General features: G+C 71.2%; 24 protein-coding genes. 11 read left to right on the top strand and 13 right to left on the bottom strand.

The features are described from left to right. Nucleotides 1-52: 52 nt before the first annotated feature. From ACFOY2_RS40360 to ACFOY2_RS40370, 3 genes are read left to right on the top strand one after another with little or no spacing between them, the layout of a single operon-like run. Complete coding sequence (locus ACFOY2_RS40360) at nt 53-1,156, top strand: acyl-CoA dehydrogenase family protein (protein ID WP_379533470.1); 1,104 nt, start codon at nt 53-55, stop codon at nt 1,154-1,156. Between the two features lie 37 nt (nt 1,157-1,193). Then, nucleotides 1,194-2,225, top strand: a complete 1,032-nt coding sequence (locus ACFOY2_RS40365; RefSeq protein ID WP_379533393.1) for an acyl-CoA dehydrogenase family protein — start codon at nt 1,194-1,196, stop codon at nt 2,223-2,225. Further along, nucleotides 2,222-3,046 carry a TIGR03619 family F420-dependent LLM class oxidoreductase gene (locus ACFOY2_RS40370; protein ID WP_379533394.1) on the top strand — a complete coding sequence of 275 codons (825 nt, stop codon included), beginning with the start codon at nt 2,222-2,224 and terminating at the stop codon, nt 3,044-3,046. Before ACFOY2_RS40365 ends, ACFOY2_RS40370 begins: the two co-directional genes overlap by 4 nt. Here the strand turns inward: ACFOY2_RS40370 and ACFOY2_RS40375 are convergent. The 8 genes from ACFOY2_RS40375 to ACFOY2_RS40410 form a co-directional block, all read right to left on the bottom strand. Beyond that, nucleotides 3,024-3,491 carry a hypothetical protein gene (locus ACFOY2_RS40375; protein ID WP_379533395.1) on the bottom strand — a complete coding sequence of 156 codons (468 nt, stop codon included), beginning with the start codon at nt 3,489-3,491 and terminating at the stop codon, nt 3,024-3,026. The genes ACFOY2_RS40370 and ACFOY2_RS40375 overlap by 23 nt on opposite strands. A gap of 340 nt (nt 3,492-3,831) precedes the next feature. Continuing rightward, nucleotides 3,832-6,180, bottom strand: coding sequence for a CHAP domain-containing protein (locus ACFOY2_RS40380; protein ID WP_379533396.1), 2,349 nt, complete (start codon nt 6,178-6,180; stop codon nt 3,832-3,834). 264 nt (nt 6,181-6,444) lie between these two features. After that, a complete protein-coding gene (locus ACFOY2_RS40385) occupies nt 6,445-7,194 on the bottom strand; it encodes a glucose 1-dehydrogenase (protein WP_379533397.1) in 750 nt (249 codons plus the stop codon). Next, nucleotides 7,181-9,289: an acetate--CoA ligase family protein gene (locus ACFOY2_RS40390; RefSeq protein ID WP_379533398.1), complete on the bottom strand. Its 2,109-nt coding sequence runs from the start codon at nt 9,287-9,289 to the stop codon at nt 7,181-7,183. Before ACFOY2_RS40390 ends, ACFOY2_RS40385 begins: the two co-directional genes overlap by 14 nt. Next, the gene (locus tag ACFOY2_RS40395; RefSeq protein ID WP_379533399.1) at nt 9,286-10,794 is read right to left on the bottom strand and encodes a class I adenylate-forming enzyme family protein; all 1,509 of its coding nucleotides are present in this window, start codon (nt 10,792-10,794) and stop codon (nt 9,286-9,288) included. Before ACFOY2_RS40395 ends, ACFOY2_RS40390 begins: the two co-directional genes overlap by 4 nt. 13 nt (nt 10,795-10,807) lie before the next feature. After that, nucleotides 10,808-11,131, bottom strand: a complete 324-nt coding sequence (locus ACFOY2_RS40400; RefSeq protein WP_379533400.1) for a VOC family protein — start codon at nt 11,129-11,131, stop codon at nt 10,808-10,810. Beyond that, nucleotides 11,128-11,490: a Zn-ribbon domain-containing OB-fold protein gene (locus ACFOY2_RS40405; protein ID WP_379533401.1), complete on the bottom strand. Its 363-nt coding sequence runs from the start codon at nt 11,488-11,490 to the stop codon at nt 11,128-11,130. Before ACFOY2_RS40405 ends, ACFOY2_RS40400 begins: the two co-directional genes overlap by 4 nt. Before the next feature lie 43 nt (nt 11,491-11,533). Beyond that, nucleotides 11,534-13,294 (bottom strand): serine/threonine-protein kinase, encoded by a 1,761-nt coding sequence (locus tag ACFOY2_RS40410; RefSeq protein WP_379533402.1) that lies wholly within the window; start codon nt 13,292-13,294, stop codon nt 11,534-11,536. 204 nt (nt 13,295-13,498) lie between these two features. Here ACFOY2_RS40410 and ACFOY2_RS40415 point away from each other — a divergent pair, with 204 nt between their 5' ends. The 3 genes from ACFOY2_RS40415 to ACFOY2_RS40425 all read left to right on the top strand — a co-directional run bounded on the left by ACFOY2_RS40415 (nt 13,499) and on the right by ACFOY2_RS40425 (nt 15,342). Then, on the top strand, nt 13,499-13,936 hold the full coding sequence (locus ACFOY2_RS40415; RefSeq protein ID WP_379533403.1) for a glutaredoxin domain-containing protein: 438 nt from the start codon (nt 13,499-13,501) through the stop codon (nt 13,934-13,936). Between the two features lie 78 nt (nt 13,937-14,014). Next, entirely contained in the window at nt 14,015-14,605 is a 591-nt protein-coding gene (locus ACFOY2_RS40420) for an isochorismatase family cysteine hydrolase (protein ID WP_379533404.1), read from the top strand. After that, a complete protein-coding gene (locus tag ACFOY2_RS40425; RefSeq protein ID WP_379533471.1) occupies nt 14,605-15,342 on the top strand; it encodes an SDR family NAD(P)-dependent oxidoreductase in 738 nt (245 codons plus the stop codon). The genes ACFOY2_RS40420 and ACFOY2_RS40425 overlap by 1 nt, the downstream gene beginning before the upstream one ends. A 5-nt stretch (nt 15,343-15,347) precedes the next feature. Here ACFOY2_RS40425 and ACFOY2_RS40430 read toward each other — a convergent pair whose 3' ends face one another. Further along, entirely contained in the window at nt 15,348-16,496 is a 1,149-nt protein-coding gene (locus ACFOY2_RS40430) for a serine hydrolase domain-containing protein (RefSeq protein ID WP_379533405.1), read from the bottom strand. A 29-nt stretch (nt 16,497-16,525) separates the two neighbouring features. On the opposite strand from ACFOY2_RS40430, the gene ACFOY2_RS40435 reads away from it, so the two are divergent. Both ACFOY2_RS40435 and ACFOY2_RS40440 read left to right on the top strand, forming a co-directional pair. Beyond that, nucleotides 16,526-17,434: a cyclase family protein gene (locus tag ACFOY2_RS40435; protein WP_379533406.1), complete on the top strand. Its 909-nt coding sequence runs from the start codon at nt 16,526-16,528 to the stop codon at nt 17,432-17,434. Nucleotides 17,435-17,520: 86 nt separating this feature from the next. Further along, nucleotides 17,521-18,660, top strand: coding sequence for a phosphatidylinositol-specific phospholipase C1-like protein (locus ACFOY2_RS40440; protein WP_379533407.1), 1,140 nt, complete (start codon nt 17,521-17,523; stop codon nt 18,658-18,660). On the opposite strand, the gene ACFOY2_RS40445 is transcribed toward ACFOY2_RS40440, so the two are convergent. Then, nucleotides 18,650-19,792 (bottom strand): cytochrome P450, encoded by a 1,143-nt coding sequence (locus ACFOY2_RS40445; RefSeq protein ID WP_379533408.1) that lies wholly within the window; start codon nt 19,790-19,792, stop codon nt 18,650-18,652. The two genes, ACFOY2_RS40440 and ACFOY2_RS40445, sit on opposite strands and share 11 nt — an antisense overlap. A 99-nt stretch (nt 19,793-19,891) precedes the next feature. Between ACFOY2_RS40445 and ACFOY2_RS40450 the strand changes: the two genes are divergently transcribed. From ACFOY2_RS40450 to ACFOY2_RS40460, 3 genes are all read left to right on the top strand, one after another. Further along, on the top strand, nt 19,892-20,476 hold the full coding sequence (locus tag ACFOY2_RS40450; RefSeq protein WP_379533409.1) for a TetR/AcrR family transcriptional regulator: 585 nt from the start codon (nt 19,892-19,894) through the stop codon (nt 20,474-20,476). Between the two features lie 136 nt (nt 20,477-20,612). Continuing rightward, nucleotides 20,613-21,008, top strand: a complete 396-nt coding sequence (locus tag ACFOY2_RS40455; protein ID WP_379533410.1) for a sensor histidine kinase — start codon at nt 20,613-20,615, stop codon at nt 21,006-21,008. A gap of 440 nt (nt 21,009-21,448) precedes the next feature. Then, nucleotides 21,449-21,868 carry a DoxX family protein gene (locus ACFOY2_RS40460; RefSeq protein WP_379533411.1) on the top strand — a complete coding sequence of 140 codons (420 nt, stop codon included), beginning with the start codon at nt 21,449-21,451 and terminating at the stop codon, nt 21,866-21,868. 7 nt (nt 21,869-21,875) lie between these two features. On the opposite strand, the gene ACFOY2_RS40465 is transcribed toward ACFOY2_RS40460, so the two are convergent. The 3 genes from ACFOY2_RS40465 to ACFOY2_RS40475 are packed head-to-tail and all read right to left on the bottom strand — an operon-like array spanning nt 21,876 to nt 23,723. After that, nucleotides 21,876-22,622 (bottom strand): SDR family NAD(P)-dependent oxidoreductase, encoded by a 747-nt coding sequence (locus tag ACFOY2_RS40465; protein WP_379533412.1) that lies wholly within the window; start codon nt 22,620-22,622, stop codon nt 21,876-21,878. 46 nt (nt 22,623-22,668) lie between these two features. Next, on the bottom strand, nt 22,669-23,010 hold the full coding sequence (locus tag ACFOY2_RS40470; RefSeq protein WP_379533413.1) for a hypothetical protein: 342 nt from the start codon (nt 23,008-23,010) through the stop codon (nt 22,669-22,671). 11 nt (nt 23,011-23,021) lie between these two features. Continuing rightward, nucleotides 23,022-23,723, bottom strand: a complete 702-nt coding sequence (locus tag ACFOY2_RS40475) for a hypothetical protein (RefSeq protein WP_379533414.1) — start codon at nt 23,721-23,723, stop codon at nt 23,022-23,024. Nucleotides 23,724-23,739 lie beyond the last annotated feature (16 nt).

Raw genomic sequence — 23,739 nt, forward strand, 5'->3', positions numbered from 1 at the left:
TCCGTGGGCGGCGGCCTGGCGAGCATGCCAAGCATGCGCTAGGTTGGTGAGTGTGGATCTCGACTTCTCCCCGGCCGAGCGGGACTTCCGCGCCGAGGTTCGCGACTGGCTGAGCACGCACGTCCCGCGATCGCTCCCGTCCATGGACACCTTTGAGGGGTTCGCGGCGCATCGCGAATGGGAGGCGCTGCTGGCCTCCGAGCGGCTGTCCGTCGTCTCCTGGCCCGTCGAGTACGGCGGGCGGAGCGCGTCCCTCGTCGAGTGGCTGATCTTCGAGGAGGAGTACTGGGCCGCCGGCGCGCCCGCCCGCGTCACCCAGAACGGGATCTTCCTGCTGGCGCCGTCCCTCATGCGGTTCGGCACGCCCGAGCAGTGCGAGCGGTGGCTGCCCCGGATGGCCAGAGGCGACGACGTGTGGGCCCAGGCCTGGTCGGAACCCGAGGCCGGCAGCGACCTGGCCGCGCTCACCTCCCGGGCCGAGCCCGCGCCCGGCGGCTGGCGCCTGTACGGGCACAAGACGTGGAGCTCACGCGCCACCCACGCCACGCACGGGTTCGGCCTCTTCCGCACCTCGGGGGCGCGGCACAAAGGGCTGACATACCTGATGTTCCCCATGGACGACGTCGCCGTCCGGCCCATCGCGCAGCTCGACGGGCTGCCGGGATTCGCCGAGCTGCACTTCGACGGGGTGTTCGCGGACCAGTCGATGGTGCTCGGGGAGATCGGCGACGGCTGGCGCATCGCCATGGCCACCACCTCGTCCGAACGCGGCCTCACCCTGCGCAGCCCCGGCCGCTTCCTGGCCACCGCCGACCGGCTCGTCGCGCTGGCCCGCTCATCGGGCGACCCCGTCCTGATCGATCGGGCGGCCAGGTGCTGGGTGGAGGCGGAGGCGTACCGGCTGCACACCTTCGCCACCGCCCGCCGGATCACGGCCGGGGCCGAGATCGGGGCGGCGGCCAGCATGAGCAAGGTCTTCTGGTCCGAGCTGGACCTGCGGATGCACGCGCTGGCCATGGAACTGCTGGGGGAGCGGGCGGGCGAGACGCCGTGGCTGGACGGGTTCCTGTTCTCGCTGGCCGGGCCCATCTACGCGGGCACGAACGAGATCCAGCGCAACATCATCGCCGAACGCGTCCTGGGGCTGCCACGATGACGGCCTTCACCGACGACCGTGTCTTGGGGTTGCCGCGATGACGGACTTCGGGTTCACCGACGACCAGCTCGCCCTCGCGGCGACCGTACGCGACGTGCTGCGTGAGCACTGCCCGCCGGCCGCCCTGCGCGCCGAACGCCGGCCCGCCTGGGACCGGCTGGCCGGGCTGGGCTTCTTCGGACTGCTGCTGCCTGCCGAGGCCGACGGGCTGGGGCTGACGCTGACCGACGTCCTGCCCGCGCTGGAGGAGACCGGGCGCGCGTGCCTTCCGGGGCCGGTCGTGGAGACCGCCGTGGCCGCCCCATTCCTGGTGCCCGGCACCCCCAAGCTGGCCTCCGGGGCCGTGAGCGTCAGCGTGCTGCTGCCCGGGCAGACGTACGCGCCGGACGCCGACCTCGCCGACCTGCTGGTGGTGGCTCGGGCCGACGGGCCCCGGCTGGTCGCCAGGGAGTCCGTTCGTTTGGTGCCCAAGCCGGGGGCGGACCCGTGCAGGCCGCTGTTCGCGGTGGACTTCGACGAGTCCGAGCCGCTCGACGTCCGCGTCGCGCCGGCGCTGCGGCGGGCCACTGTCGCGACCGCCGCGCAGCTCATCGGGGTCGCCAGGGAACTGCTGGCCGTCAGCGTGGCCTACGCGAAGGCGCGCACGCAGTTCGGGGCGGCGATCGGGTCGTTCCAGGCGGTCAAGCACCAGCTCGCCGACGTGGCCGTGGCCGTCGAGTTCGCCGCGCCACTGGTGTGGCGGGCCGCCCTGGCCGTGGACGGTTCCGCGGCCGCCTTGGCCGTGGACGGGCGCGCGGCCGCTGCCGGGCGGGCCGCTTCGGTGGGCGGGCCCGCCGTCACGGTCGAGCGGGACGTGAGCGCCGCCAAGGCCGCTGCGGGGGAGGCCGCCGTGCTGGCAGCGCGGGCGGTGCTGCAGGTGCACGGGGCGATCGGCTACACCGAGGAGCTCGACCTGCGCTTCTGGCTCGCGCGGGCGTGGTCGCTGTCGGCCGCGTACGGCACGACGGCCGTCCACCGCGAACGCCTGCGCACCGCGATCTCCGGCGGCGACCTGAGGAGGTACCCGTGAAGTTCGGCGTCCCGCTCGGGCTGCTGCACCCGGCGGCGTGGAAGGACGTGGCGGTGGCGGCCGACGAGCTCGGGTTCGAGTCGGTGTGGCTGCCCGAGCACCTCGTCTTCGCCACCGACCTGTCGCTCGCCGCCTACCCCGGTGGGGCCGATCCGGGGATCAAGCCGACGACGCCGCTGTTCGACGCCCCCGCGTGCCTGTGCTGGCTGGCCGCGCTCACCTCCCGCGTCAAGCTCGGCACTGCGGTGTACCTGCTGGGGCTGCGCCATCCGTTCGTGTCGGCCCGCGCGTTCGCCACGCTGGACGTGCTCTCGGCGGGACGGGCGATCTGCGGGGTCGGCGCCGGCTGGTACCGGGGGGAGTGGCAGGCGGCCGGGGTGCCGTTCGACGACAGGGGAGCGCGGCTGGACGAGGCCATCGAGGTGGTCAGGCGGCTCTGGAGCGAGCCCTTGGTCGCCCATGCCGGGGCGTTCTACACCTTTCCCGAGGTCGCCTTCGAACCCAAACCCGTGCACCGGCGACTGCCGGTGCTCGCGGGCGGCGAGTCGGCCGCCGCGCTGCGCCGGGCCGCCCGCTGCGACGGGTGGATCAGCATGCCGCACACGATCGAGTCGATCAAGCCGCGGCTCGATCTCCTGGAGGCGGGGGTGCCGGTGACGGCGCACGCGTACGAGTTGAGCTCCCCGGACGAGGTGGCCGCCTGGGCGGCGCTGGGGGTGGAGCGGCTGATCGTGCGCCCGTGGCGGCGGGGGCGGGAGGCGGTGTCACGCCTGGCCGCCTTCGCCGCCGAATACGGCGTCACGAACAGCGCTGAGTCATGACCTTGCCCACCCAGACCGTGGTGCACTGCCTGGCCCTGGTCTGCGTGGGCGTTGGGAGGGCGACGTCCGGGTCGTCCGTGTCGGTGTCCGGGGCCTCGGTTTTGATCTTTCTGCCCTTGCCGCCGCCGGGGTCCGCCCTGAACGTCTCGCCGTACATGGATTCGCGGAAAGAGCCGGTGGCGGCTTTCTTTCCCACGGCGGGAACCTTACGGGAAAGCGGGATGTAGTACCAGACATAGCCGCTGTCTTCGTCGTCGCAGCGGGTGTCCCGGACGCGGATACGCGTGCGTTTGCGCACGCAGATCTCGACGCTGTCCTGGTCATCGGGAGTCATGACGTGTTTGCCTCTGCCGCCTTTTGCGGGGGCTCTGTAGATTTCGCCGGAAGGTTCGTCGAAGTTGCCGTACTTCGGCCTCTTCCCGATGGCGGGGACCGTCTTGTTCACAGGGGTGAACCACCAGGCGTAGCCCCGCTCCTCGTTGTCGCAGGGCTGCTCTCGGGTTCTGGTCAGCGTGTTCTTCCTGAGACAGATCTCGACGTATGCGTTGTCGATGTCAGTGTCGAGATCGCTGCTGTCGTCCGACGTGTTCCCGTAGTCATAGGCCGGTGATTGCCGGGGTGGCTCCTGCGGTGGGGTGGAGGCGCATCCCGTGGTGATGAGAAGTGTGGTCAGGCCTAATGGGACGGTGCGTAAGACGGATGGCGACAACGGACCCCGCTTTCCCGAAATTTCGGTGTATTGGCAAATGGGGTAACGACAGTCGCGCGATTCCGGTTCCCGGAGTTTACGCGCGGTGGCGGCCCCTTCTGCCGGTTTGGGGGGCGCTGCCCGCGCCTACCAGTTCGCGGTGGCGGCGGCCCCTCAGCGGGGCCTCCTGGAAGAACTCCTCGACCGGGTCGGACGTCGCGCGGCGGTGGCGGCGGCCTCGGGGAAGCGCGGTCGCGTACGTGGTGAGCTCGTCGACGGCCTCGGTGGCTCGCCGCCGTCCCTGGTAGGTGGCGCTGATGCTGGTGGCCCTGGTCTGGGCGCCCGTCGCCCTGGCCGAGCCGCCCATGCCCCTGCGTCCGGCTGCGATGCCCGTGGCCGGGCTGCCCGGGCGCCCGGCCGCGATGCCCGAGTGTTCGGCAGGGGTGCTCGGGTGCCGGGTCGGGTTGTTCCTGGACGGGGTGCCCCCGGCGCCGGCCAGGGTGCCCCTGGACGGGGTGCCCGTGCGCCCGGTCGGGGTTTGGGCGCCTGCGGCCGGGGTGCTGGTGCGTCCGGTCGGGGTGAAGGCGTCGAACTTGCTCGTCGCCCCGGGGATGACGATGCGCTCGAACGTTCCGGTGCCGACGACGCGCTCCATCGGGCCCGTGTCGACGACGACCTCCGCCGGGTCCGTGTCCACGATGCGCTCCATCGGGCCGGTCTGGTCGGTGAAGTCGAACCGGTCCCGGTCGAAGTCGGGCTCGTAGGGGACGTTGTCGAAGGCGCTGCTGAAGGGCGCGGTCCCGTAGTCGTGGCCCGTGCCGTTGAGGTCCGTGCCGGCGGCGTGGCCCGTGTCGATGCGGCGGGGTGTGGCGTCGGTGGTGAGGTCGAAGGGCCTGGTGTCGAACGGCAGCGCGCGGCGACCCCGCGCGGGCGTGACGTCGTCCGGCCCGCCCGCCATGGTCGCGCGCCCGCCCCCGGTGCCGACGCCGCCGAAAGCGCCCGAGGTGGCCTCGAAGGCGCCCCAGGTGGTTTCGCCCGAGCCGGCCTCGGTGAGGTGGCTCGTGCGGCCCGGCGAGGCGTGCGCGGCGGCGAGGCGCCCCAGGGTGTCCCGCACGGTCGAGAGGATGTCGGGGGTGGACAAATGCGCGGTCGCGGCGACCAGCTCTCCGGCCGTGATGTCGGTGAGCTCTCTGGCGGCGGTGAAGAGGTCTCCGGTTCCGGCGGTGACGAGCTCGCCGGGCCCCGTGGTGACGAGCTCCCCAGCGGCGGTGGTGAAGAGGTCACCGGTTCCGGCGGTGACCAGGTCTGCGGCGGATGTGGTGACGAGTTCCCCGGCCCCCGTGGTGATCAGGTCGGCGGTGGGCTCGGTCGTGACCAGGAGCGGGCTGGTGCGGAGCGGGGTGCCGCGGCGGCGACGGCGGCCGGGCTGCGGGCGGGCCGGACGCGGGGCCGGCTTCGCCGCGGCCGAGGCGGCGCGGACGCGACGGGTCTTGACCACGGCCAGCAGCGCCAGCGCGGCCACCAGGGTCGAGCCGATCAGCGTCGGCGTGTTGAGGCTCGGCAGCGGGTTGCCGGCGGAGGCGTCCACGTGCGTCGGGAGCGGTTCGGCGGTCGCCGACGTGGTGTCTGCCGTCGTCGGTTTGGCGTGCTTGCCCTTCTTGGCCGTCGCGTCGGCGCCGGACGAGGACGTGGCCGTGCTCTGCGGGACCTTCTTCGCGGTGGAAGAGGTGGCGGGGGAGCCGGACTTGGACGTCGGCTTCTTGGTCTGGCCCTTGGGCTCCTGCCTGGTTTCACTCTTGGAGGAAGCCGGGTCCTGGGACTGGAGCCGGTCCTGGGGCTGGGCGCCGGGGTCGAGGTTGAGGACCAGGGAGCCCTGGCCGGGCGGCTGTGTTCCGGTCCGGGGGATCAGCGAGGCGAGCGATTGGTCGGGGACCTCGATGACCTGGTTCTCGGCTTCCTTCTTCGCCGCTTCCTTCTCCAGCCGGGCCTTGACGCGTTCCGGGTAGCCGTATCCGACGACCTTGCTGGTGTCGCGTTCCTTGCGCTTGGCGACGCCGCCGTCGATGTTCGCCTCGATGGTGAAGATCGTGTCGCCTTCGACCCTGGTCACGATGCCGACGTGGTCGATCTTGTCGATCGACTTGGACCCGCTCCAGTCGTAGAAGACGAACGCTCCCGGCTCGGGCTTCTTGCCCCAGGCCCCCTGCTTCTTGAACCACTTCGCGTGCTCCACGGTCCAGGCGAACTGCCCGATCCACTCCTCGTAGCCGAGCTTGTGCCCTGCCCAGGACAGGAACATGTCGCACCACGGAGCGGAGGAGTAGTCGGCGTCGAACTCGACGTTCTTGCCGTACCAAGCACCGAACTTGGTGTACGCGTCGGCCTTCTCGGCGTAGCCCAACTGGCTTTCGAGCAGGTCGATGTACTTCTGCATCTCGGGCGTCATGGAGGTAATCGGGGAACCTTCCAGGCAAGACCGGGTTTATCCGCGCAGCCCTGGGTACGGGAGGAACCCGGGACTGGTGTGACAAAACCGGAGGCTTGTCGTCTTCCGTGATCAGGAAGGTTACCGTGTCGTAATCCGAGGTCAAGCATCTCCCATGAGCGGGTCAAGGCTTTGCCGAGGGTGAAACTGCAGGTCGACCGTACAGCCGGAAATGTCCGAGCGAAGGTGTTTTGGCATGAAAAGATCTATCTTGGGGGGTAGGTCTCAGTAACCCGCGCCCGTCAGCAGCCCCCCGTCCACCGTGAACTCGCTGCCCGTGCAGTAGCTGGACCTGTCCGAGGCCAGGAAGGCCACCACGTGCGAGACCTCGACGGGCTTGGCGAAGCGCTTGATGACCATCGAGCTCAGGAACGCATCGCCGTCGACCTCGGCCATCAGGTCCGGGTTCATCACCATCGAGGTGTTGATCGCCCCCGGATGCACCGAGTTCACCCGGATCTTGAACCTCGCCAGCTCCCGCGCCGCCGACTTGGTGATCCCGCGCACCCCGAACTTCGAGGCCGCGTACGCCGACAGCCCCTCGGCCCCGATGAAGCCCTCGACCGAGGAGATGTTCACGATGGCGCCCCGGCCGGCCGCCTTCATGGGGGCGATCACGGACTTGATGCCGAGCCAGGTGCCCTTGAGGTTCACGTCGATCACCCGGTCGAAGTCCTCGGGCGACATGTCGTGGATACGTCGAAATTTCAGGATCCCGGCGTTGTTGACGAGCACGTCCAGCTTGCCGTACGCCTCCGTCGCCGTCCCCACCGCCCGCGCCCACTCCTCGGTGCTCGTCACGTCGTGACGGACGAACGTGGCGCCGCTCTCCTCCGCCAGCGCCTTGCCCTCCTCCTCCAGCACGTCGCCGAAGACGACCCGGGCGCCCTCCTGCAGGAACAGCCGCACGTGCGCCGCCCCCATGCCACGCGCCCCACCGGTGATCAACGCGACCTTGCCGTCAAGCAGTCCCATTACGTCCTCCTGCCGCCACGGCGGTCGCCGCCGCCTCCATGGAGCGGTAGACGGGGATGCCCGCCTCCGCCGCGATCCGCCGTACCTCGTCCTCGACGCCCGGGGGCGCGCACTCGCCGTTCCTGGTGACGAGCGTGATCCTGACGCCGGGCCTGGCCGCCTGGGCCCCCGCGACGGCCCTGGCGTAGGCGTACAGGGGCTCGGCGGCGTCGCCGTAGGTGAAGAACGCCTGCACGTTCACGTGCGCGACCACGTCCGCGTACGGCCGTCGCCGCAGGATCGCCTCGATCACCTCGGGCACGAGCCCGGCCCGGCCAAGCGGCCCGACGGGCACTTCCAGCGGGTTGCCGGACGCCGCCAGGCCGAGCCCGTCCAGCGCCTGCGCGGGGAAGGGGTCGAGCCGCAGCCCGGCCGCGTCGAACGCGTCGGCCGCCAGCACGCTCGCGCCCCCGCTCGGCCCGACCACCAGCACGCCCTCGCCCTCGGGGACGCGCGCGCCGTGCGCCTGGACGTAGGCCAGCGCGCCGATCAGATCGTCCTGGCTGGTCACCAGGGCCGCGCCGGTCTGCGCGGCCACCGCGTCCCAGATCCGCCGGTCGCTCACCATGCCGCCCGTGTGGGAGGCGGCCGCCTCCTGGCCCTGCCCGCTGCGCCCGCCCACCAGCAGCACCACGGGCAGCTCGCAGGCCCGCAGCGCCTCGTACAGCTCCCGCCCGTTGCGCGGATCCTCCAGGTACAGCCCGACGGCCCGCGTCTCGGGGTCGCGGGACAGCCAGCCGAGCAGCTCGGCCGGGGACACGTCGGCCGCGTTCCCGACGGTGACGACCCGGCTGAACGCCAGCCCGCGCCCCTCCCCGACCTTGATCACCTCGCCCGCGAGCCCGCCGCTCTGCGAGATCAGCGCCACCGATCCGGCCGGCCCCATCCCGCCTCCGACGAACGTCTGCCGCCCCCTGGGGCAGTACACGCCCATGCAGTTGGGCCCGAGCAGCCGCGTCCCGGCCGCCCGCGCGGCCTCGACCAGCTCCGCCTCCAGCTCGGGACGTCCGGCCTCGCCGAACCCGCCGCTCATCACCTGTACGAACGGCACCCCGCCCGCCTCCCGCACGACCTCGGCGCAGCGCTCGGCGGGCACGGCCACCAGGGCGTAGTCCACGTCCGCCTCGGCCAGAGCAGGCACCGCGGGCACCCCCGACACCTCGCCCGCCGACGGATGCACCGCCACCAGCGGGACGCCTGCGGCCCGGTAGAAGCCGAGGAACATGTTCCCGAAGTTCGGCCGGGTCGTGGAGGCGCCGACGACGGCCACCGCCCTGGGCTCGAACAGCGGCTGGAAGTCCGCCTGACGGCCGGGCGCCGGGGCCGAAGCGGGCAGGAAGTCCGCCTGGCGGCTCTGTACCGGGGCCGAGGCGGGCAGGTAGCGGGCGTCGACCGCCGTCACCCCCGAGGGCGTCGCGATGACCGGGTTCAGCTCGAACTCGCCCAGCTCCAGCCGCTCCCACAGCCCGCCGGGCCCGCCGACCGTCATGAGCAGCTTGACCACCGCGTCCACGTCCACGGCCGGGCCGCCGCGTGCCCCGTGCAGCAGCGCGGCCCCGCGCAACGACCCCAGCATGACCCGCGCGTCGCTCTCCGAGATCGGGCAGAGCCGCAGCGCCGTGTCCCGCAGCACCTCCGTCCACACCCCGCCGAGTCCGGCCAGCAGCACCGGCCCGAACCCCGGATCCCGTACCAGTCCGACGATCAGCTCGACTCCGGCCTCGGCCTGCTCCTCGACCAGGAACCCCGCCACCCGCAGCCGGGAGCGCATCTCGGCCGCCGCCGTGGCGAGGTCCGCGTGCCGCAGCCCGAGCACCACGGCGCCCGCGTCGCTCTTGTGCACCAGCCCGGGGCCGAACGCCTTCAGCACCAGCGGCTCGGTCAGAGCGTCGGCCGCGGAGAAGTCGGTTCCGTCCACGACCACGCCGCGCGGCACCGGCACCCCGGCCTCGCGCAGCAACGCCTTGACGTCGTGCTCGTAAAGCCCGGAGCGCTCATCAGCCCCGGCGTGCTCAGGAGACCGGGCGTGCTCGTTGAATCCGGCGGGCGCGCTCACCCGAGCAACCCGCGGATCTGCCTGCGCAGCAGCTTGCCGGGGCCGCCGGAGGCGTCCTGCGAGTGCGGCAGCTCCTCGGTCACCACGATGTGGTCGGGCCGCTGGTGGCCGGGCAGCGTGTCGGTCAGCGCGAGCGCCAGCTTGGACGCGTCCAGGCTCTGCCCGGCCCGAGGCACGACCGCCAGCAGCACCTCCTGGTCCGCCGCCCCCTCGGGGACGCCCACCGCGCCCGCCTCCGCGACCCCGTCGAGCGCCATGGCGGCCTCCTCGATCACGGACGGCTGCGTCCAGATGCCGCCTTTGAGTATCGAGTCCTCCCGCCTGCCGAGCACGCGCAGCACGCCGTCGGCGGAGAGCGTGCCGAGGTCGCCGCCCACGTACCACTCGCCGCGCAGCACCTCCGCCGTCCGGTCGGGCAGGCCGTCGTATCCGGCCATGCGGTGCGGCCCGGTCAGGTTGATCTCGCCGACCTCGTCGGTCACCGGCCGCCCCGACGGGCCGGTGACGCGGACCGCGTTGCCGGTGCGGGCGCGTCCCGAGGAGCCCAGCGGGATCGAGCCGTCGTCCACCCGGCCCATGCACGTGTAGGGGGCCTCGGTCTGGCCGTAGTAGGAGTACACGCCCGCCTGCGGCAGCCGGGCCTTGATCCGGTCGAGCATGGTGGCGGTCAGCGGCTCCCCGCCCAGCATGATCACCTGGATCGACGACAGGTCCACGCCCTCGTGGTCGGGCGAGCCCAGCAGGGCCGAGTAGAACGAGGGGATCTGCGATAAATGCGTGACGCGTTCGCGGGGGACGACGCGCAGGAAGTTCGCCGGGCCCCAGTCCTGCTCCAGGACCAGCCGCATCCCGGCGTAGAGCGCGGGGCCGACGATGGCGGGAAAGCCGATGCCCCAGATGATCGCGCCGGTCCCGAACACCGAGTCGGACCCGCGCGGCACGTCCAGCCAGATCTGCGCCGTGGCCAGCGACGAGGCGTGCGTGTGCACGACCGCCTTGGGCAGACCCGTCGTCCCCGAGGTGAAGTAGAGGGCCAGCGGGTCGCGGTACCAGGCGCCCAGCGGCGGCTCGGCGTCGGAGGCGTGCGACAACTCCCGTACGTCGATCCAGGCCGTCACGTCCGGCAGCGTCGGCCTGATCCGCTCGACCACGTCCTCGACCGTCGCGTCGTACACGAACGCCGTGCACCCCGAGGCCGCCACCACGTCCCGCAGCGTCTCCACCGGCCAGAACGGGTTCAGCGCCGCCGTCACCGCCCCGATCTTGGCCTGCGCCAGATAGACCTCGGCCACCCGCAGCGTCTGGTTGAGCAGCGCCGCCACCCGCCTGCCCGGCACGATCCCGGCGGCGATCAGGGCGTTGGCGGTGCGGTTGACGTTCCTGTTGAGCTCGTCGTAGGTGAAGCTCTGCTCGCCGCAGTACGTCAGCGCCACCCGGTCGGGCGCGCGCAGCGCCGCGGCAGTCAAGATCGCGTGGCCGTAGTTGCCGTAGGGTGATCGCGCCATGGGGTGCCTCCAGTCAGAGGGGCTGATAGAGCACGAAGACGTTTCCTGAGGGATCGCGCAGCACGGCCCGCCTCTCGTGCGGCCCGTCCTCGGGCGCCCGCACCACCTCTGCGCCGCGCGCCGACAACTCCTGTACGGCCGAGGCGAGGTCGTCCACCTTGTACGACGGCGCGGCCGACGCGGTGACGTGCTCGGCGGGCCCGGCCAGCGCCACGGTGACGCCGCCGCCGTCCAGCGCCGCGAACCTGTCGCCGTCGCGGAACTTCACCGGCAGCCCGTAGAAGGCGATCGCCTCGTCCAGGTCGGTGACGGGGATCAGCACGTTGCCGAGTTTCACTCGGGCCTCCAATGCGGCAGGTCGTCCACGAACGTCACGCGTACCGGCATCCCGATGCGCACCTCTTCCGGCCGGCACCCCACGACGTGCCCGAAGGCCCGAACGCCTTCCGGCAGGTCCACCCAGGCCATCACGTACGGCTCGCGTCCCCGGTAGGCGGGCGCGAAGGAGCGGTGCGCGACGGTGAACGTGTGCACCACGCCCGCGCCGGAGACCGGCTCGAAGACGAGCGCGTCGCCGCCGCACCAGGGGCAGGCCGCCTCGGGCAGGTGGACGCGTCTGTCGCAGGACGTACAGCGCTGGATGACCAGTTCGCCGCGCCCGCAGGCGGCCCAGTAGGCAGAGGTGTCACCGCTCATCGTTTGCCAAGCTAGCGCACGCTTGGTTGCCCGGCAAGGGGCGTCAGGGGGCCGGCGACGGGCTCGGAAGCGGCCATGACGGCGGCTCGCCCGAGGAGCCGTCCGACAGCCGGTCGACGGAGCCGATCGAGGGCCGGTCGGTGGGGGCTCCCGGCGGCCCTTCTGTGGAGCGCGCCAGCGGCTCCTCCGACTCCGGCCCCGACGGTGCCGGCGTGCCGACGGCCGACGTGCTGGGCCGCTGCGTGGGCGTCGGTGAGTGGGTCTGAGAGGGGGTCGCGGTCGGCGAAGGGCAGGCGGGCCCGTCCACCACCGCCTCGTTCACCTGCGGCCCGTTGGCGGCGGCCGGCTCCGTCATGACGAGGATCCCGACGTACGCCCGGACGCCGCAGGCGACGTCCCCTGGATCGTGGGCGACGGCGCTGGTGTAGGCCGTACGGCCGCGCAGGGTGCGGCTCTCCCGCCGGACCGTCCTGGCCGACCCCTCGTCGTCGTCCCGCCGCGTGTACGTGATCCGCAGCCGCACCGCCCCCGTGCCGCTCGCCGCGACCCTGATCGAGCCCGCCGTGCCGCTCCACCGCAGGACGGCGGCGGACTGGACGGCGGTCGGCGGCATCGGCGGGGCGGTGGCCGCCGGGTTCGCGCCCGTCCGGGTGGGAGCCGAGGTCGGTGCGGCCCTCGTCGGAACCGGCGTGGGGGCCGGCTTCGTCGGAGCCGATTTCGTGGGGGCGGGTCGAGTCGGGGCGGCCCTGGTGGGCTCGCTCTCGTCCTGGGCCGGCGGCATCAGGATCGCACCCGGCGGTATCCGCCCGCCTGAGACCACCAGTGCGATCGCCACCGCGGCCACCGCCGCGGCCGCGATCCACAACCGCGGCGGCAGCTTCGGCAGCCGCAGCGCCCTCGGCGCCTTCTCCGGCCGGTCGGTCCTGGCCAGCGGGAAGCGGAGGGCGAGCAGGGTGGCCAGCTCGGCCAGGTGCCGGCGTCCGCGCTGCTCCCAGTCCGGGCCGTACCCGGCGACCGCGTCCTGCTCCAGTTCGGCGGCGAACTGCCGGGCCGAGGCGTAGCGCAGCGCGGGATCCTTGGCCAGCCCCCGCCTGAGCAGGTCGCGCAACGTGTCGGGCGCGACCTCCAGCGGCACGGGCTCCACCAGGTGCCTGTCGCGCAGCGCGGGGACGTCCTGCTCCTCGCTCTCCCCCTCCTTGTACGTCAGGTACGGCGGCCGTCCCCTGACCGTCTCGAACAACACGCACGCCGCCGCGTACAGATCCGCGGCAGGGCCCGCCTCGTGCCGCGTCCACAACTCGGGCGCCATGTACGCGGGACTGCCCGCCGGCACCCCCGGCTCCTCGGCGTGCACGACGACCCCGAAGTCGCCCAGCTTGCTGAGGCCGTCCGCCTGGACCAGGATGTTCTCCGGCTTGACGTCGCGGTGCGCCACGCCCCTGTCGTGCGCGGCGGCCAGGGCGAGCAGCGTGCTCTTGAGCACCGCCAGCGCGGCCTCCGGGCTGGTCCGGCCGTGCTCGGCCAGCAGCGTGCGCAGCGACACGCCGTCCACCAGCTCCATGACGACGGCGGCTCTGGTAGGGGTCTCCACGTACTCGTAGAGCCTGACCACGTTCTGGTCGTCGATCTCGACGAGTTCGTGGGTGTCGGACCGGAAGCGGTCCATGAACTCGGTGTCCCTGCGCAGCGTGGCGTTCAGGTACTTGATCGCCACGTAGGCGCCGGTCTGCTGATAGGTGGCGAGGAACACGCGGCCGGTGCGGCCGGTGCCGAGCTGGCGAACTTCGCGGTAACCAGGGACCAAGTCGAACCCCCATGAAACGGCCTCGTCGATTTGACGGTCTCACCCGGGGTTCGGGTTGTCACGACTGGAGAGATTTCGTCAGACGTTAATGGGATTCGCGTGGTTGCCCTCGGCTTCCTGCGCGTGAAAGGTTGACAATTGCCTTATGTCCTCATCCCTTCGCCACGCCCGGGCCGGTTCGCTCCACCGAGAGCCCGCGTCATCATGACGCGCGCCTGGATCCTGCCGGTGCTGTTGGCGGTCTGCGGCTCAGCCGCTGCGACTGCGCTGGCCGTCAAGGGGATTCCCGGCGCGGCCGCGGCACTGCTGCTGGCGTTCGTGCTGCTCGCAGGGGTGAACTCGCCGCTGGTGTTCCCGAGGTCCATCGGTGCGGCGCAGGCACGAAGTCGCAGCGAGGCCGACGGCCGGCCCATCGTCTACTGGCGGCCGGGCTGCAAGTACTGCCTGCGGCTGCGGATGCGATTGGGCCGCAGTGCCCGTCGGGTGCACTGGGTCGACATCTGGCGTGACCCGGCCGGTGCGGCGGTGGTGCGGGCGGTCAACGGCGGTGACGAGACCGTGCCGACCGTCGTGGTGGCGGGTCGGCCGCACGTCAACCCCGATCCCGAATGGGTACGCGCGCAGCTCCTCCCGCCGGCGTGATCGGGAGCGGCGTGCGCGGCAGGGGGTGATACGCTGACATCTTCCCAAGCAAGCGCTCGGCTAAATCGGAGGTCGCCGGTGGAGCGCGTGGCCGTGCTGGTGATGGAGATGCAGAGGGGCGTCGTCGGCGATCTCACGAAATTTCCAGATCTGGTGGCGGCCTGTACGCGCCACGACGTCGTCCCCAACGCCGCCCGCCTGCTCGGCACGGCCCGATCGGCCGGGATCCCCGTGATCCACTGTACGGCCGCCTTCCGCCCCGACCGCGCGGGCTCCCACACGGGCAACTGCCCGTTCATCGTCTCCCTGCTCAAGGACCCCGCCCACATGCAGGAGGGCACACCGGCCGCCGAGGTCATCCCCGAGTTATGGGACGGCGGCGACCTGGAGAGCCGCCGCCACCACGGGTTCTCGCCGTTCACCGGCACCTCGCTCGACATGACGCTGCGCTCGCTGGGCGTCTCCGCCGTGGTCGCGCTCGGGGTCTCGCTCAACCTGGGCATTCCAGGGCTGACCCTGGAGGCGGTGAACCTGGGTTACCGCGTGACGGTCGTGACCGACGCGGTGGCGGGCTTCCCCGAGGAGTACGCGCGGGCCGTGCTGAAGCACACGATCGGCCTGCTGGCCACCCGCGCCACCGCCGCCACCCTGGTCGAGGAGTGGAAATGATGGACGGGCTGCGGCTCGACGGCCGCGTGGCGGTGGTCACCGGGGGAGCGGGCGCGATCGGCGCGGCCATCGCCGCCGACCTGGCGGCGCTCGGCGCGCACGTGGTGATCGCCGACGTGGACCTGCCGAACGCCGAGAAGGCGGCGGCCGGGCTGCCCGGCGCGCGGGCGCTGCCGGTGGACCTGGCCGCGCCCGCGTCCGTCGGGGCGTTCGGGGACGCGGTCGGCCCGGTGGACATCCTGGTGCACAACGCCGGGGTGTCGATCGTGGAGCCGTTCACCGAGAGCGACCCGGCCCACTGGGACCTCATGTGGCAGGTCAACCTGCGCGGCCCGATGTTGCTGACCAAGCTCCTCCTGCCCGGCATGACGGCCAGGGGATGGGGGCGGCTGGTGTTCGTCTCCTCCGACGGCGCCAGGGCCGGGTCCGGCGGCGAAGGGGCGTACGCGGCGACCAAGGCGGGGCTGTTCGGCCTGGCCAAGACGCTCGCCAGGGAGGCGGCCAGAGCGCACGTCACCTCCAACGTGGTCTGCCCCGGCCCCACCGACACGCCCATGTTGCGGCGCGTGTCCGAGGCCGAGCCCGGCCTGGTCGACAAGATCGCGCGGGGCATCCCACTGCGCCGCCTCGGCACCCCCGCCGACGTGGCGGGCCTGGTCGCGTACCTGTGCACGGACCGCGCCGCCTACATCACCGGCCAGACGCTGTCGGTGAGCGGCGGCGTGACCATGCAGTGAACGGCTCAGAGCGCGTCGTAGACCGCCCGCACCAGGCGGATGCCGCGCAGGTTGCCCGACACCCCACCGGCCATCTTGTTCATCACGTAGCCGATGGCCAGGCCGCGTTCGACGTCGCCCATGCCGATGGAGCCGCCCATGCCCGTGTGCCCGAACGCGGTCGCCGACGGCATCATGAACGTGGTCGACGGCCGCATGTAACCGAGGCCGAACGCGGTGTCCAGGAACAGGACGCGGTCGGGGCCGCTCACGCGGGGGCGCACGGCGTCCTGGAGCGTCCGCGGGCTCAGCAGCTCACCGGCGACCAGCGCCCGGTAGAACCCGGCCAGCCCCCTGGCCGTGGTGACGACGCCGGCCGCCGGCCAGCCCGCGCGCAGGATGACCGGGTTGTTCGCGCCGCCGGCCAGCAGGTGTATGCCGGGGTTGCCGAGCGCCCGGTTCATCAGGCTCCTCGGGTCGAGCGCGGCCCGCGCCACCTCGGCCAGCCGGTCGTCCGAGCGTCCCTCCGGGGGGCTCCCTGGCTGGGTGCGTTCGCCCGCCTTGAGCCGGGCCGTGCGCGCGATGACGGTGTCCGGCGCCCCTACCCACAACTCCAGGCTCAGCGGCCCGGCGATCTCCGCCGCCACCAGCTCGCCCACGGACTTGCCCGTCACCCGCCTGATCACCTCGCCGACCAGGAACCCGTACGTCAGCGCGTGGTACCCGTGCGCCGACCCCGGATCCCAGAGCGGTGCCTGACCGGCGAGCCTGGCCGCGATGGCAGCCTGGTCCTCGAACTCCTCCACCGGCACAGGCTCCGCCACCATCGGCAGCCCGCTGCTGTGGGTGAGGAGCTGCTCGACGGTGATCGCGCCCTTGCCCATGGCCGCGAACTCCGGCCACACCTCGGCCACCGGCGCCGACACCGACACCAGCCCGCGCTCGGCGAGCTGGTGCAGCACGGTGGCGGTGATCGCCTTGGTGCAGGAGTAGGCGAAGGCGGGCGTGTCGGCCTGCCACGGCCGTCCGGTGTGCCGGTCGGCGACGCCGCCCCACAGGTCCACGACCAGTTCCCCGTTCAGGTAGACGGAGAAGGCGGCGCCCAACTCCTCGCCATCGGCGAAATGCCGCTCGAAGACCTCACGGACGCGGGAGAACCGAGGATCGCAGTGCATCAGACCTCCGCAGGGAAGGGAGCGCTTACGTGGTTCACGAGCCTAACAACTGGGGACGATTCGGCCCAGATGATCAGCGGGGGACACTGAACCTCCTCACGCCGGACGTGGTCCTCGACGCCCTGCGCGGCGCGCGTACCGGCCAGGTGCTGAGCCTGGCCATGCCGATCAGGGGCGCCACCTCCTCGCCGGCCCCCACGACGGTCCCGCACCTGCGGGGCCGCCCGCTGCCGCAACACTTCATGTCCGTGGACGGCGGCGACTACGCGGCCGGGGCCCGGCCCGTCGGAGCGGGGCTGCGCGTGGCCGACGACGCGCTGATCGTCACCTGCCACGGCACCACGACCCACATGGACGCGCTGTGCCACATGTGGTCGGGCGACGAGCTCTACAACGGCCACCCGGCCGCCCGCGTCCGCTCCTACGGCGCCACCAGGTGCGGCATCGAGCAGGTGGGCGGCGTGGTGGCACGGGGGCTGCTCTTCGACGTGCCGCGCCACCTCGGGCTCGACCACCTGCTGGCCGGCTTCCGGATCCCGGCGGAGCTGCTGGAGGAGATCGCCACTCCGAGGCCCGGGGACGTGGCGGTGATCCGCACGGGATGGCCGCTGGTGTGGCAGCGCTCGCCCGAGGAGTACTGGTCAGGCCAGCCAGGACTGTCGGCCGACGCGGGCCGCTGGCTGGCCGCCCACGACGTGTCGGTCGTGGCCTGCGACAACGCCGCGGTCGGCGGCCTCAACCCGCGCGGGCTGGCCGACGAGGACCTGGCCGACGACCTGCACCTCATCCTGCTGCACCGGCACGGCGTGCACCTCGTCGAGATGCTCTGGCTGGAGGAGTTGGGGGCGGAGGCGCGGGCGGAGTTCGTGTTCGTGGCGGCCCCGCTCAGGATCGAGGGCGGCACCGGCAGCCCGATCACCCCACTGGCAATCCTGTAGGACGACGTTCGTACGCGTTTGGGTATTTAGTGCGCAGCCGTTAACTCCTGCCCCGCACCATGTGAACCCCCCGTGCTAGGAGACCCATGCGCCGCCTCGCCCTGCTCGCAGCCACCCTCGTGACCGCGCTCGCGGCCGTGCCCGCCGCCGACGCCGCCACGGCCGGACGCGGCACCCTGCGGATCAACCACGTCCAGACCATGGCCACCCACAACAGCTACCACCGCGAGCTGACGGACGCCGAGAAGGACGTGCAGCGCAGAACCGATGCCAACTGGTGGAACCTGCAGTACTCGCACACCGCCCTGCCCAACCAGTTCGTCGCCCAGCGGGTCCGCGGCATCGAACTCGACGTCTTCCCCGACCCGCAGGGCGGCCTCTACGCGGGCCCGCTGGTCCGCAAGGACGCCGGACTGCCGCCGCTGAACGATCCCGCGCTCGCCCGTCCCGGCTTCAAGGTGCTGCACTGGGCCGACCACGACTACGGCACCACCTGCTCGGCCCTGGTCACCTGCCTGCGCCAGGTGCGCGAGTGGTCGGACAGGAACCCCGGCCACGTGCCGCTGACCGTGCTCACCGAGCTCAAGAGCACCGACCCCGCCAAGGAGGCGATGGGCGGCGCCAAGAGCCCGGCCTGGGACAAGGCGCTGATGGACGCCCTCGACGCCGAGATCCGCTCGGTCTTCCCTGACGAACGTCTCATCACGCCCGACGACGTCCGCAAGCCCGGCCTGACCCTGGAGCAGTCGGTGCTCAAGCACGGCTGGCCCGAGCTGAACGCCTCGCGCGGCAAGGTGATGTTCTTCATGGACAACCAGGCGAGCGCCCTCCAGGCGCCCTACCTGGAGGGCAGGCCGAGCCTGGAGGGGCGGGTGCTGTTCACGAACGCGCGTCCCGGCCGGCCCGACGCCGCCTTCGTCGGCTGGAACGAGCCGGAGGGCGGCAACACCGCCCAGATCCGCGACCTCGTGCGCAAGGGCTACTACGTGCGTACCCGGTCGGACGTGCCGTTCACCGAGGCCAGGTCGGGCGACACGGGCAGGCTGGAGGCGGCGCTGACGAGCGGCGCGCAGATGATCAGCACCGACTTCCCGGTGATCGGGCTGTCCGCCAGGAACGGCAGCGACTACACCGCCGAACTGCCCGGGGGCGCGACTGTCCGGTGCAACCCGGTGAACGCGCCCTCCGGCTGCCGGGAGCACACCCTGGAGCGCCTCAACCGATAGCTCCCCAGGTCACCGGCAGGCACCTGACCCCGTACACCGAGGCGTCCTCCTTCATGGGCACCTCGGTGGCGGGGACGGCCAGCCGCAGGCCGGGCAGGCGCTCGAACAGCGCACGCAGGCCGATGCGCAGTTCGGCCCTGGCGAGCTGCTGCCCGAGGCACTGGTGCACTCCGTAACCGAAGGCCAGGTGCCGCCGCGCGTCCTGGCGGTCGAGTCTGAGCGCGTCCGGGTCGTCGAACACGGCCTGATCGCGGTTGATCACCGGCAGGGACAGGGCGACGGTCTCGCCCTTCCTGACCAGCTCGCCCGCCACCTCCACGTCCTCCAGCGCGGCACGGGACGGCGCTCCCAGGTGCAGGATCGACAACCACCGCAGCAGTTCGTCGACCGCCTCTTCACCGATGTGCGTCGTCCCGTGCTCCAGCAGTGCGAAGACGCCGAGCGCCAGCATGTTCGCGGTGGTCTCGTGGCCCGCGACGAGCAGGATCACGGCGATGTTCGTCAGCTCCTCGTCGGTCAGCTCGCCCGTCAGCCCGCTGATCAGGTCGTCGCCCGGCTCCTTCCGCTTTCTTGCGACGAGGTCGCCCATGTAGGCGGTGAGGTCCTTCATCGCGCCGGCGCCGTCGCCGTCCGGGGTGACGAGCTGTCCGGTCCGTTCCTGGAAGAAATCATGATCTTCGTACGGGACGCCGAGCAGCTCGCAGATCACCAATGACGGGATCGGCAGCGCGTAGGCCGTGACCAGGTCGGCCGGCGGCCCCGCCTGAGCCATGGCGTCGAGGTGGTCGGCGGCGATGCGCTCGATGCGCGGCTCCAGCAGGCGCATCCTGCGCAGCGTGAACTGGCCGGTGAGCAGGCGGCGGTAGCGGGTGTGATCGGGCGGGTCCATGGAGACGAACGAGCCGGGCGCGGCGGGGCCGTCGGCGGGCATGCCGTGCAGCGGCAGGTGCTTCAGCTCCCGTCTGGCGCTGAACCTCTGATCGCCCAGAACGGCGCGGGCGGCCGCGCTCGTGGTGGCCAGCCAGCCCAGATGCCCGTCGGCGAACTCCAGCCGGCTCATCGGCGGCAGATCACGCAGGCCGGCGGGCGGGTCGAAGGGGCATCCGGGCGTGCGGTCGATGGGAAGTCGCATGATTTTGAGAGTAGACTCCTATTTGATTGTTGTATAGCTATTGGGAGTCGACTCTCATGAGTGGACGCGTGGCGGCCGAACCCCGGAGAATACGGAGGCATGGGCGAGCGACCGGGCCTGCGTGAGCGGAAGAAGGCCAAGACCAGGGCGTTGATCCAGAAGGAGGCCCTGCGGCTCTTCCGCGAGCAGGGCTACGCCGCGACGACGGTCGAGCAGATCGCGGAGGCGGCGGAGGTGGCCCCCAGCACCGTCTTCCGCTACTTCGCCACAAAAGAGGATCTGGTGCTCGTCGACCAGTTCCCGCTCTTCATGCGAGCCCTCCAGGAGGTGCCGCCGGAGCTCGGCCCCGTCCAGGCGGTGCGGGCCACGCTCAGGGTCGTGTTCGACGCGCAGGCGCCGGAGGAGTTCGCCGAGAGCATGGAGCGGGAGAAGCTCATGTTCACGGTGCCCGAGTTGTGGGCGGCGACCCTGGAGAACGTCACCGGGCTCATCGGGACGATGCGGGGCCTGCTGGCGGCGCGCGCGGGGCGAGACCCAGGCGATCCCGAGATCCGCAACGTCACGGGGGCGATCGTGGGGGTGATCATGGCGGTGTGGTTCGACTGGGTGAAGGATCCGGACATGGACGCACCAGCGGAGTTCGACCGGGCATTGGGGCATTTGGAGGACGGATTGCGGACTTAGTGTGCGGGGGGTAATCGTCCGGGTACATCATGGTTTCCGTACGACCGAAATTTGAGCGGGGGATGCCATGTGTGCTCATTCGTCCATGCCTGGACGCGCCAGACGCCCGGTTGTGATCGGACAGGGGGATGAGCCGGTGGGGCTCCACGTCGTGGTCGCGGAGTCGGGGCTCGCGGGTGCGCTGGAGCGGCAACTGCGCGAGTGGTCCCAGGGGTGCGGGATCACCGTCGAGGTTTGGGCGCTGCCGTCGGAGGACGTGCCCGCCGCCATCGGGGAGGCGGTGCTCGCGGTCCTGCGCGAGGCTCTGGAGGGCGTGGCGTCGTACAGCGGCGCCCGCGTGGTCTCCGTCGCGGTGACGGCCGGTGAGGCGGATCTGCGCCTGACGATCTGCGACCACGGCCGCGGCCTGGCCGCGCCGGGGGCGGAGGCCCGCATGCGCTCGGCGTTCGCCGAGGTCGGGGGCGTGCTGTCCGTCAACGGAGTGCCCGGCGAGGGCACGACCGTCACGGGCGTGGTTCCGCTGCCCGCTTAGGTCTTGGGCCCGCCGCGATGAAAATTTCAGGAACGTGAACCTTCACAGCCGAGGCATAAAGCCACGTGGCGCGTGTGCCGCACGTTCGGGATAGAGCCGCTTGACGGCGCGGCGTTGACATTTGTCAGCCGGACTCCAGAATTATTTGGGAGCGCTCCCAAAACTTTGCCGACGGAGGTGATCCACGGTTTCCCTTTCATGAGGAAACCAGGCTTGAACGGCAATGCAACAACGGCGCAAATAACGGTTTCGCCTTTCTTCGCGGTCACGGTGCGGACGGCACCGGCGGCGTAAAAATTCCTCAAACAAGAGCCCTCGCGGCCGACCGTGACCGGCCATCACCGCCGCCCTTCACCCCAAAGATGGTCAATGCCGCGTGCCCGGATTCACGGCGCCACGACCATCGGCCCCGGCACTTCTTCCTGAGAAAGGACATTGTCGTGGATCTGTTGAACAAGAACCAAGGGCTGTTCCTGGCCCTGTACCGGCTCGTGATCGGACTGCTGTTCGCCTGCCACGGCGCGGCGACGCTCTTCGACGTGCTGGGCGGGCCGCAGGGCCAGGTGCCCGGCATCGGAGAGTGGCCCCAATGGTGGGCCGCGGTCATCCAACTGCTCGGTGGCGTCCTCGTCCTGCTCGGTCTGGCCGCCCGCGCCGCGGCCGTCATCTGCTCGGGCACCATGGCCTACGCCTACTTCGTCGTCCACCAACCCCAAGCGCTGTTCCCGATCGAGAACGGCGGCGAGAAGGCCGCGCTCTTCTGCTGGGGCTTCCTGCTCGTCGCCGTCCTCGGGCCCGGCCGCTGGGCACTGTCCACACTGCTGGCCCCCTCGCGCCCACTCGCCCACGAAAGAAGGTGACGGCGGCTCAGATCCGCAGAATCTGCCCGCCGTCCAGCACGTACGTCTGCCCGCACACGAAATCGCTGAGCACGAGGTGCACGATGGCCTCGGCGGTCTCGTCGACTGTGCCGAGACGGCCGACCGGCGTGGTCTGCACGGCCCAGTCGACGACCTCCGGCCCGGCCGCGCGGGTCATGTCGGTGTCGATGTTGCCGGGGGCCACGGCATTGACCAGGACTCCCTTGGAGCCCAGCTCCGCCGCCATGGCGGTGGTCACGGCGTTCACCCCCGCCTTGGCGGCGGTGTAGGCGAGCACCGCGGCGCCGCCGTTGAAGGAGTACGTCGAGGTGAGGTTGACGATGCGGCCCCACCCGCGCTCGACCATCGAGGGCGCGAAGGTGCGGATGCCGTGGATGACGGACAGCAGGTTGACGTGGATCGTACGCTGTAGCTCTTCGTCGCTCTGCTGCGCCCAGTCGGCCGGCCTCGATATGGCTCCGGCGTTGTTGATGAGGATGTCGACCGGCCCCAGGTCGCGCTCGATCTCGGCTCGTGCTGCGCGGACCTGCTCGGGGGAGGAGGCGTCGTACCGCAGCGCCCGCGCCGTCGCTTCGAGGTCTTTCAGCTCCCGCAACGAGTCTTCCGCCGCCGCCGAGTTCTCGTAATAGGTGATCACGACGTCTGCCCCCTGCTGGGCCAGGTGGCGGGCCGTCGCGCGCCCGATTCCACGGGATCCCCCGGTGACCAGGGCGGTTCTCCCTGCGAGCTTCATCAGTGCTCCTGTCGTCCTCTGGGCGAGGGGGATTCGTCGGAAAAGCTCACTCGTCGACCGTCTCGTCGGCGGGGTCGAAAGCCGGGCTGTACACGATGGCGATCTGCGCCGCCTCGCCGACCAGCTCAACCCAGGTGCCCGGTTCGATCAGCACTCCGGCCAGCGGCCCGACCTCGCGCTCCATTTCATCGGATTTGACCAGGAGTTTTCCGCTGAGCACGAAATAGAGCTTGACGCTGCGGCGGTTCATCCGGCGGGAATGCAGCCCATCGAGATCGGCCGTCACCAGGCTGGCTTGCGGGCTCTCGGCCTCGGAAAAATACTGATAAATGGTCATTGCATCATCTACCGGGACAACCTCGGCATCGTCCCTCGTGACGATCCTCACTCCCATATCCCTTACCATCCTTTCAGGGCAGTAGGTGCTACGAGCAGAGAAGATATCTTCTCCGACAGCTCGCCGACGGTGAACTGCCGCACCTTGACCATCGGCAGTTCCCCGAGCGGGACACTGCTCAGCAGATCGCAGTCCGGGCTGAGCCCCGCGCCCTGCAGAACGAGAGTCGCGGTCAACCGCCGGCCATGGACGACGATGCGATGCAACACGCTTTCTCCCAGCCAGTAACTCGACCCCGGGCCGACGGTCTCGGCGAACACCGTGCGGACCTCCACGCTGTCCTTCCAGTCCCGGACGAAATGCGGCTCACCTGGTGGGTGAGAATAGCGGTAGCGCTGCATCGGCTCGCCGCCCGAGGTCAGCGCGAAGAACTCCATCTCCATCTCCCCGGCCAGGACGACGGATGCGAAAGTCCACCGATGGTTGTGGACGTGCTCGCTGTGCGGATCCCTTTCCGGCCACCAGATGTGCAGGCGCAGTTTGTAACGGTTATCAGGACCCGCGGCCAGGACGATCTTGTCGAATCCGTTGTTGTGTCCGTACGAGGCGGCGGCCACGCGCGCCAGATAGGAACGATCCTCAAGGACCGATCGAAGCAGAGCCGGGAGTTCGCCACTCGAAACGATCTCGCGGAGCAGCAGTCGTGCCTGGATTCCCGCGTCCGGCGCCAGCGCGTCGAAGGAAGAGTCGAGACGGCCGGCCAACTCCCGCATCGTTTCC

Origin of the sequence: Nonomuraea purpurea (genome assembly GCF_042650645.1) — a bacterium.
Taxonomy (GTDB): Bacteria; Actinomycetota; Actinomycetes; order Streptosporangiales; family Streptosporangiaceae; genus Nonomuraea; species Nonomuraea purpurea.